General features: G+C 24.8%; 9 protein-coding genes. 4 read left to right on the forward strand and 5 right to left on the reverse strand.

Annotation, left to right across the window (positions count from 1 at the left end):
* The first annotated feature begins 88 nt into the window (after window positions 1–88).
* Both ftsY and rpoH read left to right on the forward strand, forming a co-directional pair.
* On the forward strand, window positions 89–1,225 hold the full coding sequence (ftsY, locus tag D9V67_RS00125; RefSeq protein ID WP_158358895.1) for a signal recognition particle-docking protein FtsY: 1,137 nt from the start codon (window positions 89–91) through the stop codon (window positions 1,223–1,225).
* Window positions 1,226–1,378: 153 nt separating this feature from the next.
* Complete coding sequence (gene rpoH, locus D9V67_RS00130) at window positions 1,379–2,236, forward strand: RNA polymerase sigma factor RpoH (RefSeq protein ID WP_158358897.1); 858 nt, start codon at window positions 1,379–1,381, stop codon at window positions 2,234–2,236.
* Window positions 2,237–2,376: 140 nt separating this feature from the next.
* On the opposite strand, the gene glmS is transcribed toward rpoH, so the two are convergent.
* Window positions 2,377–4,197 (reverse strand): glutamine--fructose-6-phosphate transaminase (isomerizing), encoded by a 1,821-nt coding sequence (gene glmS, locus D9V67_RS00135; RefSeq protein ID WP_158358899.1) that lies wholly within the window; start codon window positions 4,195–4,197, stop codon window positions 2,377–2,379.
* A 76-nt stretch (window positions 4,198–4,273) separates the two neighbouring features.
* On the reverse strand, window positions 4,274–5,653 hold the full coding sequence (glmU, locus tag D9V67_RS00140; RefSeq protein ID WP_158358901.1) for a bifunctional UDP-N-acetylglucosamine diphosphorylase/glucosamine-1-phosphate N-acetyltransferase GlmU: 1,380 nt from the start codon (window positions 5,651–5,653) through the stop codon (window positions 4,274–4,276).
* A gap of 217 nt (window positions 5,654–5,870) precedes the next feature.
* Between glmU and D9V67_RS00145 the strand changes: the two genes are divergently transcribed.
* Entirely contained in the window at window positions 5,871–6,674 is an 804-nt protein-coding gene (locus D9V67_RS00145) for a Cof-type HAD-IIB family hydrolase (RefSeq protein WP_158358904.1), read from the forward strand.
* A 35-nt stretch (window positions 6,675–6,709) separates the two neighbouring features.
* On the opposite strand, the gene metR is transcribed toward D9V67_RS00145, so the two are convergent.
* The gene (gene metR, locus D9V67_RS00150) at window positions 6,710–7,645 is read right to left on the reverse strand and encodes an HTH-type transcriptional regulator MetR (RefSeq protein ID WP_158358906.1); all 936 of its coding nucleotides are present in this window, start codon (window positions 7,643–7,645) and stop codon (window positions 6,710–6,712) included.
* Window positions 7,646–7,787: 142 nt separating this feature from the next.
* Between metR and metE the strand changes: the two genes are divergently transcribed.
* Window positions 7,788–10,064: a 5-methyltetrahydropteroyltriglutamate--homocysteine S-methyltransferase gene (gene metE / locus D9V67_RS00155; protein ID WP_158358908.1), complete on the forward strand. Its 2,277-nt coding sequence runs from the start codon at window positions 7,788–7,790 to the stop codon at window positions 10,062–10,064.
* A gap of 146 nt (window positions 10,065–10,210) precedes the next feature.
* On the opposite strand, the gene purH is transcribed toward metE, so the two are convergent.
* Entirely contained in the window at window positions 10,211–11,791 is a 1,581-nt protein-coding gene (gene purH, locus D9V67_RS00160; protein ID WP_158358911.1) for a bifunctional phosphoribosylaminoimidazolecarboxamide formyltransferase/IMP cyclohydrolase, read from the reverse strand.
* A 158-nt stretch (window positions 11,792–11,949) separates the two neighbouring features.
* Window positions 11,950–12,222: an HU family DNA-binding protein gene (locus tag D9V67_RS00165; RefSeq protein ID WP_158358913.1), complete on the reverse strand. Its 273-nt coding sequence runs from the start codon at window positions 12,220–12,222 to the stop codon at window positions 11,950–11,952.
* Window positions 12,223–12,612 lie beyond the last annotated feature (390 nt).

The raw sequence follows: 12,612 nt of genomic DNA on the forward strand, positions 1-12,612 counted from the left end.
AATAACTCAAATAAATATTTTATTTTTTTTTAAAGTTTTTAATAGATTTTTTTAAAATAATTTTTTTATAAAGAACAAGGTAAATAAAATGAAAGATAGTAAAAAAAATAGTTTTTTTTCTTGGTTAAGTTCTAAAATAAAAACAAGTAAAGAATTAGATATAAAAGAAAATCATCAAGAACAAATAAAAAAAAATAATTGCTCATCATACAAGAAAATCATAAATGAAGAAAAAAAATGTATTGATAGTAATGAAAAACTGTATATTTCGAAAAACTTATTGAATCCAAAAAAAGAAATTATAGAAAAAATAAATTTTTTTACACGTTTAAAGACTCGTTTAAAAAAGACAAAAAAATTTCTTGGTGATGGAATTAATCAAATTTTTTCATCAAAAAAAATTGACAAGATTCTTTTTACAGAATTAGAAGAAAAAATGTTACTTGCCGATATTGGAATTAATACTACTAATCATATTATTAAGAATTTAATTAAAGATATAAATCGTAAAGATTTAAAAAGTTCTGAAAAAGTATACTGTTTATTAAAAAAAAATATGTATAGTATTTTAAAAAAAGTTGAAAAACCTTTAAAAATATCTGATCATATAACGTTTATTATTTTAGTTGTAGGAGTAAATGGTACTGGTAAAACAACAACAGTTGCCAAATTGGCAAAAAAATATAAATCAGAAGGAAAATCTGTTATATTAGCTGCTGCAGATACATTTAGAGCTGCAGGAATAGAACAATTACAAACATTAGGTAAATTAAATAATATACCAGTAATAGCACAACATACTGGAGCTGATCCTGCAGCAGTGATATTTGATGCAGTACAATCAGCGAAATCAAAAAAAATAGATATCTTAATTATTGATACAGCAGGACGCTTACATAATAAATTGCATTTAATTGAAGAATTAAAAAAAATAGTGAGAGTTATCAAAAAAATAGATCCATCTGCACCACATGAAAAAATGTTAATTGTTGATGCTTGTAATGGACAAAATACAATACAACAAACAAAAATATTTCATGAAGCATTAGATTTAACAGGTTTAGTAATTACTAAATTAGATGGCACAGCTAGAGGAGGTGTAGTTTTTTCATTATCTGATCAATTTAATATTCCTATTCGTTATATTGGAATCGGTGAGAACACTCAAGACTTAGGTGTTTTTAATAGTACAGAATTTATTAACGCAATATTTAGTGAAATATAATATATGTTTTTATCTTAATACATGTGTTTAAAATATTTTATTTATAAAATTAATTTATATAAATCTTTGATTTATACTCTTAATTAAAGTATTATAAAAATGTCCCACATATTCATAATTTAGTAAGTATAATTCGTTGATGCGGGAATTCAAATGATTAATAAAGTGCAGATTTTATCTGTAACACCACCAGGTAACTTAGATACTTATATTAGAATTGCTAATTTATGGCCAATGCTATCAATTGAAGAAGAACAATCATTAACTAAACGTTTACGTTATAATAGTGATTTAGATGCCGCAAAAACATTAATTTTATCTCATCTCCGTTTTGTAATTCATATTTCACGAAACTATTCAGGATACGGTTTACTTCAAGCTGATCTAATACAAGAAGGTAATATTGGATTAATGAAAGCAGTACGGAGATTTAATCCAGAAATAGGAGTACGTCTAGTTTCTTTTGCTGTGCACTGGATTAAATCTGAAATACATGAATATGTTTTACGAAATTGGCGTATTGTTAAAGTAGCAACCACAAAATCTCAAAGAAAATTATTTTTTAATTTAAGAAAAACAAAAAAAAGACTAGGTTGGTTTAATGAGGAAGAAATTAAAATAGTCGCTAAAGAATTAGGTGTTAGTAGTAGAGATGTAAGAGAAATGGAATCTCGTATGTCTGCTCAAGATGTTACTTTTAATCCGTTACCAGAAGATGATTTTATAGATGGTAAAAGTAATAGTAACATGCAATATTTACAAGATAAAAAATCTAATTTTGCTAATGGATTAGAACAAGATAATTGGGAAGAACATGCTACTAATAAACTTAGCGATGCGTTATTAAGGCTAGATGAACGTAGTCGTGACATTATTCACGCACGTTGGTTAGATACAAATAAAAAAAATACTTTACAAACTATAGCAAATAACTATGGAATTTCTGCAGAACGTGTACGACAATTAGAAAAAAATGCAATGAAAAAGTTAAGAATAGCTATAGAAAATTAATTAAATATTTCAAAAAATTATTTATAAAGTTTTTATATAGAGTATGAGATTAAGTTTTTTTAAATTGAAAACTCATACTCTTTTCTAAAAAAATAATCAATTTTTTTCTATTTATAAACATTAAAATAATAAATAAAACTTTATTCTACTGTTACTGATTTAGCTAGATGTCTCGGTTGATCAATATCTTTTCCTTTACTCAAAGCAATATAGTAAGCAAGAAGTTGTAAAGGAATAATATAACAAATAGGTGCTATTAATTCTTCTATATACGGAAGTTTAATAATATTAATATTTTCTTCATAATCAAAATCTTGATCTGAAAAAACATAAATAATACCTTCTCTCGAACATATTTCTTTTATATTATTTTTAATTTTTTCTAATAATGCATTATTAGGTGCAACGATAATCACTGTCATATTTTTATCAATAAGAGCAAGTGGTCCATGTTTAAGTTCACCAGCTGGATATGCTTCAGCATGAATATAAGAAATTTCTTTTAGTTTTAAAGCTCCTTCAATTGCAATAGGATATTGTTCGCCTCTTCCAAGAAATAATATATTTTTTTTATTAGATAATTTATTAGCAATAGTTTTGATTAATTCATTTTTTTTTAAAATTTCTTCAATTTTATCAGGTAATGTATTCAAAACTTGAATAATGTTTTTTGAGACTAAGTAATTTTTTTTAAAATTTGCTATTTTAGATACTAACATAAGTAAAACAGTTAATTGAGCAGTAAAAGATTTTGTTGAAGCTACTCCTATTTCTATTCCAGCATGAGTTAATATGCAAAAATCAGACTCTTTGACTAAAGAAGATCCTTCCATATTACATATAGTTAAGTTACCTAAATATCCTAGTTTTTTAGAGTGTCTTAATGCTGATAAGGTATCAGCAGTTTCACCTGATTGAGATAGAGTAATTAAAAAACTTTTTCTTTTTACTGCTAATTTTCTTGAAGAAAATTCAGAAGCGATTTCTACATCACAAGGAGTATTAGCTAGTGCTTCAAACCAATATCTTGAGACCATTGCTGCATTATATGAAGTACCACATGCAACTATTTGAATATGTTCTGCATGATAAAAAATATTATTTTTTTTTAATTCTGGAAAATATATTGTATTATTTTTTTGTAGATAATGTTTTAAAGTATTTTTAATAGATCTTGGTTGTTCATATATTTCTTTTTCCATATAGTGAGAATATTTTCCTTTTTTTACTGACTGATATTCTACATGAGATCTAGTTATTTTTCTTTGAATTTTAAAGTTTTTTTTATTAAAAATATTAATTTCTTTTTTTTGAATAATAGCAATATCACCTTCTTCTAAGTATATAAAACGTTTTGTTATATGTAATAATGCGATTTGATCAGAAGCTACAAAATTTCCTTCCATTCCTAATCCTATAACTAATGGACTTCCAGATCTAACTGCTATTAATTGTGATGGATTGTTTTTATCTATTACTACCATGCTATAATTGCCATGTAATTGTTTTATGCTTTTTTGTATGACTGTATGCAGAGAATCTTTTTTTTTCTTTTGTTCCCAATGTAATAAATGTGCAATGACTTCTGTATCAGTATCAGAAGAAAATATATACCCTTGTTTTTGTAAAAAAATACGTAATATTGCATTATTATTAATAATGCCATTATGCACAACAATAATATTTGAAGATATATGTGGATGAGTGTTTTCTTTTGAAATTCTACCATGAGTGGCCCATCGGGTATGAGCCATACCAATACTACCAAATATTTTTTTTTTATTTACTTCTTTAATAAGTTCGTCGACTTTTCCAACACAACGAATTCTAATAATATTATTATTATAATCTATTACAGCTAATCCTGAAGAATCATATCCACGATATTCTAATTTTTTAATACTATCAATAAGAATATTGATAATATTAGATTGTGTTACTGCAGCAACAATACCACACATATATTAATACCTTTTTAAGTTTTTATTAAAACGTCTTATTTTGAAAATATAAATATATTTTTGAAATAAGTTTTAATCATGATTTTTGATCAAGTTTATTAGGACGTATCCAATTTTTTTTATATTTTTGCTCTTTAGAGTTATAAACTAAACAGGACGTATTGACATCTTTAATTAAAGTAGTACCTGCTGCGATAGTTGTGTTTTTTATAATTTTAATAGGTGCAACTAACTGTGTATTAGAACCTACTAAAACATTATCGCCAATAATAGTTTTGAATTTATTCACTCCATCATAATTACATGTAATACTACCGGCTCCAATATTTACTTTAGAACCAATTTCAGCATTGCCGAGATAACTTAAGTGTTTTACTTTAGATTGTGTTTTAATGGTAGTATCTTTTATTTCAACAAAATTACCTATTTGTACCTCTTGATCTAATAAAGTATTCATTCTTAAGTGAGCAAAAGGACCTATAATACAATTTTTACCTATTTTAGCATGTTCTATTATTGTATATGCTTGAATATTAGTATTACTATCAATGATACTATTTTTGATAATACATCCTGCACCAATTTTAATATTATCACCTAAGATGACGTTATCTTCAAAAATAACACCGGTATCTATTTCAATATTTTTCCCATGTTGTAACGTTCCTCTTAAAATAAAATGAGAAGGATCTTTTAATATAATTCCAGCAATTAATAATTTATTAATTTGTTCTTTTTGAATAATTTTTTCTAAAATAGATAGTTGCAATTTATTATTTACACCAAGTATCTCTTGAGCTTTTAAAGGTTGAATGCTTTGAATTACATTACCTTCAAGATAAGCTAAAGAGATAATATCAGTAGCATAAAATTCTTGCTTTTTGTTTTTATTATCAATTTTTTTTAACCATCTTTTTAAATCTTTACTATTAGCTATAAAAATTCCAGAATATATTTCTTTTATTTTTTTTTGTTCATAAGTTGCATCTTGTTCTTCTACAATGCCACTAATCTTACCTTTTTTTCTTATAATACGACCATATCCGCTAGGATTTTTTACTTTCATAGTTAATAAACTAATGATTGATTTTTTTTTAGAAATTTCTAATTTTTTTATTGATTCGACTGAAATTAATGGTACATCTCCATATAAAACTAGTACATTTTCATTATCTGAAAATTTTTTTGAGGCTAATAATATAGCCTGTGCTGTTCCTTCTGGTTTTTTTTGTATTACCCATTGAATTGATACGTTATGAACATTAGATAATTCAATTTTTTTCTCACCATTGTAAACTAATATAATTTTTTTTGGTTTTATAGATTGTGCTGTCTGAACTACATGTTCTAGCATTGTCTGACCTCCTAAAAAATGTAACACTTTAGGATAATCAGAGTTCATTCTACTTCCTTTTCCAGCTGCAAGTATTACTACACTGATTTCTTTCTTTGACATAAAAAACCTTTTTTATAATATATGCATTGATATTAAATAAAATTTTTTAATTAAATAAATGTAATTATTAATAATACGTTGATATTTAATAATATTAATTTAAGAAATTAAGAATTTTTTAATAAGTGATTTTTTAGATGCGGGTATACAGTATATCTGTCTACATAATATATTTATTATGATAAAATATATTATACTTTCTCCTAAGGTTGTTTTTATGTATCAAATTATTGCAGTAGATTTAGATGGTACTTTACTTTCTTCAGAGAATCAAATAACAGAATATACTAAAAAAATTATTAAATTTTTAATAGAAAAGAAATTTTATTTTATTCTTGCCTCAGGACGTCATCATACAGATGTTATACAAATTAGAGATATTTTAAATATTAAATCTTTTATGATTACTTCTAATGGGGCCAGTGTTTATAATCTAGATAATACGTTAATATTTAATAATAATTTAGACGAAGATATTTCTATTAAATTATGTAATATAGTATATGCAGATCAAGATATTATTACTCAATTATATCAAAATAATAAATGGTATATAAATAATAATAAAATAGATAATAATTTTTGTCCGGCTCTTACTAATTTAAAGTATGAATATTTTCATTTAGATAGATTACAACCTAGTAATATTAGTAAGATTTTTTATACAAGTAAAAATATTAAAAAATTATATGATCTTGAAAAAAAAATTATTAGCAATTATAGTGATCAAGTAAATATTAGTTTTTCAGTTCCAGGTTGTCTTGAAGTTATATCTAGTAAAACTTCAAAAGGTTATGGATTACAATTAATATCTAATTTATTAAATATTCCTTTAGATAATTTTTTTTCTTTTGGAGATGGAATGAACGATCTAGAAATGCTTAGTATTTCTGGAAAATCATATATTATGCAAAATGCAGATGAACGTTTAAAAAATGCTTTACCGAATGCAGAAATTATTGGAAGTAATAATAATAATGGTGTTGCAATATGTTTAAATAAAATTTTTCTTCAAAAATAACAACATATTATAAATAATAGAAAAAAATAATATGTTTAAATTTTAATTTTTTTAAAAAATCGTGGTTGTAATACACCACGAATAAATTTTAAATTATTTATAGCATGTAAGCGTATAGAATGAATAAAAGTTTGTATTACTAATTCTTTTTGTTCACCATTTCGTATCGCAGCATAAAGTCTTCCCCATATGCCATTTCCTATTTTCTTTGTTACAATTAAACCTTGACGTTCAAAATTGTCTACTACCCAATGTGGTAGTGCGGCAATTCCCATTTGTGCTGATACCATTTGAATTAAAAGTAATGTATTATTAACGTTTTTAAAAATAGGTATAATACCAGATGGTTGTAAAAAATATTTCCATATATCTAATCTATGTCGTTCAACAGGATAAGTCATTAATATTTCAGATTCTAAATCTTTTGGAAGAATATTATTTTTTTTTAAAGCAAGAGGATGATTAGGTGATAAAACTAAACGCACTTCAAAATCAAACATTGGTGCATAAAATAAATTACTTCTTGGAAATACTTCAGAAGTAAGTACAATATCTATTTTTCCTTGTTGAAGAAATGGTTGAGGAGTAAATGTCATATCTGAATAAAAATCTATTTCTACTTTCGGCCATTTTTTTTGAAATATTTTTAATGCTGGTGTTAACCATTGAATACAGCTATGACATTCAATGGCTAATCGAATGATCATATGATGTGAGTCTGTACATTTTTGTATTGATTTTTGTATTTTAGGTAGTATTTCTTCAGATAATTGCAGTAAAATTTTACCTTGAATAGTAAATTTTATAGGATGGCTTTTTCTAATAAATAATTTAAATCCTAATTTTTTTTCTAGTTCATTGCACTGATGCGATATTGCAGATTGTGTTTGATGTAATTGAATAGCGGCTGCACTTAATGATCCATTATTCTTGAGTGCTTGCAGTGTTCGGAGATGTTTAATTTCAATCATGAGATTCCTTCATATCAAGAATTAACTATTTACGCTTGCTAATTTTCTTTAATACTAGAATTATAGATTATCTATTTTTTTAAATAAATCAATTATAAATTATTTATAAAAATATTTTATAATAAATAATAGGAAATATAATATGGCAATTTTAAATCATACTCTCGGATTTCCAAGAATAGGTTTAAATCGTGAATTAAAAAAAGCTCAAGAAGATTATTGGTCTAGTAAGATTTCACGTAAAGATTTATTGTCAGTGGGATATGAAATAAGAAAAAGACATTGGCAACAACAAAAAGAATCTGGAATAAATTATATACCAGTTGGAGATTTTGCTTGGTATGATCATGTATTAAGTACTAGTATGATGTTAGGTAATATTCCAGAAAGACATAGTAAAATTAATGATTCTATTGATTTAGATTGTTTATTTAATATTGCACGAGGTTGTTCTCCAGATATTTCAGCATCAGAAATGACTAAATGGTTTAATACTAATTATCATTATATTGTTCCTGAATTTTATAAAGATAAAATTTTAAAATTTTCTTGGAGACAAATTTTAGATGAAGTAGATGAAGCATTATTATTAGGACATAAAGTTAAACCTATACTTTTAGGTCCGATTACATATCTTTGGTTAGGAAAAGTAAAAGGAAAGTATTTTGATCGTTTAGATATTCTAAAAGATATTATTCCAATATATCAAGAAGTGTTACAGGAATTAGCAAAGCGTAATATTGATTTTGTTCAGATAGATGAACCTGCTTTAGTGTTAGAATTACCTAAAAAATGGCAAGAATCTTATTCTTACGTTTATAATAAATTGCATGGAATAACACAAATATTATTAACAACATATTTTGATAGTGTTGAACATAATATAAACTTTATTCGTAATTTGCCGGTACAAGGGATTCATATTGATTTAGTTTTTGGAAAATATAATATAGTTGATTTTAATACTCAATTACCATCAGAATGGATATTATCTTTAGGAGTCGTTAATGGTCGTAATGTTTGGAAGTCTGATCTTATAAAATGGTTTAAAGAGATTTCAAAAATTTTACAACATCGTAGAAAAATTTTAATTGGTTCTTCATGTTCTTTATTACATACACCAATTGATTTAAAAACAGAAAAACATTTAGATGAAGAAGTAAAACAATGGTTTTCTTTTGCTGTACAAAAATGTAAAGAATTATCATTATTATCAGATGCTTTAAATAATAGTAATATTGATTCTATTCAAGAATGGAGTGCTCCTATTTATGATCGTAGTTTTTCAAAAAGAGTTCATAAAATTGAAGTAGAAGAACGTTTATCAAAAATTTCAAGTAATGAGTTTCAACGTATAGACTCTTATCATTCACGTGCTATAGAACAAAATAAAAAGTTTAATTTACCTATTTTACCAACGACAACTATTGGGTCTTTTCCGCAAACTATTAATATAAGACAATTACGACGTGATTTTAAATTAGGATTAATTAATCAAGAAGAATATTCTATTAATATTAAAAAAAATATTAAAAAAGTAATAAGAGCACAAGAATCATTAGATATAGACGTTTTAGTGCATGGTGAGGCTGAACGAAATGACATGGTAGAGTATTTTAGTGAGTATTTAGATGGATTTGTATTTACAGATAATGGATGGGTACAAAGTTATGGTTCACGTTGTGTAAAACCTCCTATTATTATTGGTGATATTAGTCGTCCGAAACCAATTACTATAGAGTGGTCTAAATATGCTCAGTCTTTAACGTATAAACCAGTAAAAGGTATGTTGACAGGTCCTGTTACTATTTTATTTTGGTCTTTTCCGAGAGAAGATATAGAATTAAAAAAAATTGCAACACAAATTGCTTTAGCTCTACGTGATGAAGTACTAGATTTAGAACAAGAAAAAATAGAAATAATTCAGATTGATGAACCAGCATTACGAGAAGGTTTACCTTTACGTAAAAGCGCTTGGTCTGAATATTTATCTTGGGCAGTCAATGCATTTCGTTTAAGTTCATCATCTGTAAAAAATACTACACAAATTCATACACATATGTGTTACTGTGAATTTAATGATATAATGGATTCTATTGCTTTATTAGATGCTGATGTAATTACTATTGAAACAGCTCGTTCAGATATGGAGTTATTAGAATCATTTAGAGATTTTCAGTATCCTAATGAAGTTGGACCTGGAGTTTATGATATTCATTCATCAAATATACCTAGTATAGAATCTATTTCTATTTTATTGACTAAAGCCATGAAATATATTCCTATTAAGCGTATTTGGGTTAATCCAGATTGTGGTTTAAAAACAAGAAATTGGATTGAAACTATGTCTGCATTAAAAAATATGGTAGAAGCAACAAAAAAAATAAGAGAAAAAATTAAAAATAAAAATTTTATTTAAATTATTTTTTATACATTAATAATATGAATTAATATTAAATCATCTTTTAGATGTCATATATATCTAAATGATGATTTAATAATTATATATTTTTCTATATATTATAAAAATAAAAGAAATTTTCTTCTAAAAGAAAAAATAATTTTTTAATGTTTAAAATGTCTCTTATTAGTGAAGATCATTGATATATTATGATCGTTTGCAGCTTGTATTACTTCCTTATCTCTTATAGAACCACCTGGTTGAATAATACAACTAATTCCAAATAAAGCTGCGCTATCAATTCCGTCTCTAAAAGGGAAAAAAGCATCAGAAGCCATAGTTGCACCCATAATATTATTACGACCTTGATCCTGAACTTTAATATTTGCTAATTTAGTTGAATAAATTCTGCTCATTTGACCAGCGCCTATACTTATAGTAGTTTGGTTGCGACCGTATACAATTGCATTAGATTTTACAAATCTAGCTACTTTCCAACAAAATACAGCATCTTTTTGTTCTTGTTCTGTAGGGTAACGCTGTGTAACACATTTCCATTTTTGATCATCTACATCACAAGTGTCATGTTCTTGAACTAGTAATCCATTCGTAATTCTTTTAAAATCTAGTCCTATTTTATTTTTCTTTATTGAACCACTTATAAGTACGCGTATATTTTGTTTTTTTTCTAATGTTTTTAATGCTAAATTGCTTATTTTAGGAGCAATAATAACTTCAACAAATTGTGTATTAATAATTGCTTTAGCAGTATTTTCATCTACTGATGAGTTAAAAGCAACAATACCTCCGAATGCTGAAATAGAATCAGCTTGATATGCTGATAAGTATGATTCTAAAAGACAATGACTTACTGCAACGCCACATGGATTTTGATGTTTTACAATAACACATGCTGGTTCTTGAAAATCTTTTACACATTCTAAAGCAATATCAGCATCAGAGATATTATTATATGATAAAGACTTACCTTGAATTTGATTAGTAGTACTGATTGTACCGGATTGTAATATGTTTTTTTCTATATAAAAAGATGCTTTTTGATGTTGGTTTTCTCCATATCTTAAATCCTGTTTTTTTATAAAAGAAAGTTTTATTTCTTCAGGAAATAAATCTTTTCTATAATTGTTATTCAAGGTATTCTTTTTTAGGAAATATTCTGAGATGTTTTTTTCATAATTTAATGTATATTGAAAAGCTTTAGTTGCTAAGTACAATCTTTTTTCTATATTAAAAGTATTATTAATAATAGAATTGATAATTAATTCAACATCATAAAGATCTACTATTACTATAACATTTTGATAATTTTTTGCAGCTGCACGTACAAGTGTAGGTCCACCTATATCAATATTATTGATAATATCATCTATATTATTTGTTGTAATATATTTCCCTTCTTCAAATGGATAAAAATTTACGATAACTATATCTATTGGTTCTATATTATATAGTTTCATAATATCTTGATCTTGTCTTGGTCTTCTTAAAATACCACCCATAATTTTAGGATGTAGTGTTTTTACACGTCCGTTCATTATTTCTGGAAAATTTATATAATCTGATATTTCTGTAATAGGTATTTGATTTTTTTTTAAAATTTCAGATGTTCCTCCTGTTGAAAATAGATTAATTTTATTTTTTATTAATATTTGTGCTATTTTTAAAATATTAGTTTTATCTGAAACACTAATTAAAGCATTTTTTATTATTTTTGATAAGGGCATAATATATTGTCTTTTTTAATAAATAATTGAATATTTGATATTTTATAAATAAAAGTATTTTATATTTTTTATATTAATATGGATGAGGTTTTTTTTAGAAAATTTTTTAGGGGCACTATGCCCCTATATAAATACTTTAAAATATAAGCTTTTTAAAATTATTTAATTTCATTTTTTAGTGTTTTACCGGATGTAAAACTAGGAACTTTGGTGGCGGGAATTTGTATTTCTTTGCCTGTTTGAGGGTTACGTCCTATACGAGAAGCTCTTAAATTAACTTTAAAAGTGCCAAATCCAACTATTTGTACAGATTCACCTTTTTTTAAAGATTCAATTATAGTAGATAACGTTGCTTCTAAAGTGGATTTAGCTTGTATTTTAGATAAATTAGATTTTTTAGAAATGATATTAATTAATTGAGTTTTATTCATTATTTTTCCTTTTTTATTTGAATGTAAAAAATTAATAATTTAGATATTATTTTTATAAATTTAGATAGAAAAATTTATGTTAAAACGTATTTTGATATGTAAATTTTTTCTATATATTTGATATAAAAAGAAAAAATATATCTTTATTTATCATATTATAAAATTTTATTTTAATAAAAAATAAATATAAAAATAAAGAAAAGTAAGATAAAATTGATTAAATTAAAAAAAATTTTTAATGTATAATATACATCGTCATAATAAAACAGATAGCATATACTTTTAAAGTAATAATTTTTTATATATGAAAATTAATATTAATTTTTTATTAAAATATTTATTTTACTCAATCAAATAATTTATTTCTATACAGCAATAAAGCAACTAATA

Origin of the sequence: Buchnera aphidicola (Brachycaudus cardui) (assembly GCF_005081945.1) — a bacterium.
Lineage (GTDB): Bacteria > Pseudomonadota > Gammaproteobacteria > Enterobacterales > Enterobacteriaceae > Buchnera > Buchnera aphidicola_AN.

Coding starts and splice junctions, on each gene's coding strand:
- glmS (WP_158358899.1), bottom strand. CDS start 4,197: ATGTGTGGTATTGTTGCTGCAGTAACACAATCTAATATTATCAATATT.
- rpoH (WP_158358897.1), top strand. CDS start 1,379: ATGATTAATAAAGTGCAGATTTTATCTGTAACACCACCAGGTAACTTA.
- purH (WP_158358911.1), bottom strand. CDS start 11,791: ATGCCCTTATCAAAAATAATAAAAAATGCTTTAATTAGTGTTTCAGAT.
- D9V67_RS00145 (WP_158358904.1), top strand. CDS start 5,871: ATGTATCAAATTATTGCAGTAGATTTAGATGGTACTTTACTTTCTTCA.
- metE (WP_158358908.1), top strand. CDS start 7,788: ATGGCAATTTTAAATCATACTCTCGGATTTCCAAGAATAGGTTTAAAT.
- ftsY (WP_158358895.1), top strand. CDS start 89: ATGAAAGATAGTAAAAAAAATAGTTTTTTTTCTTGGTTAAGTTCTAAA.
- metR (WP_158358906.1), bottom strand. CDS start 7,645: ATGATTGAAATTAAACATCTCCGAACACTGCAAGCACTCAAGAATAAT.
- D9V67_RS00165 (WP_158358913.1), bottom strand. CDS start 12,222: ATGAATAAAACTCAATTAATTAATATCATTTCTAAAAAATCTAATTTA.
- glmU (WP_158358901.1), bottom strand. CDS start 5,653: ATGTCAAAGAAAGAAATCAGTGTAGTAATACTTGCAGCTGGAAAAGGA.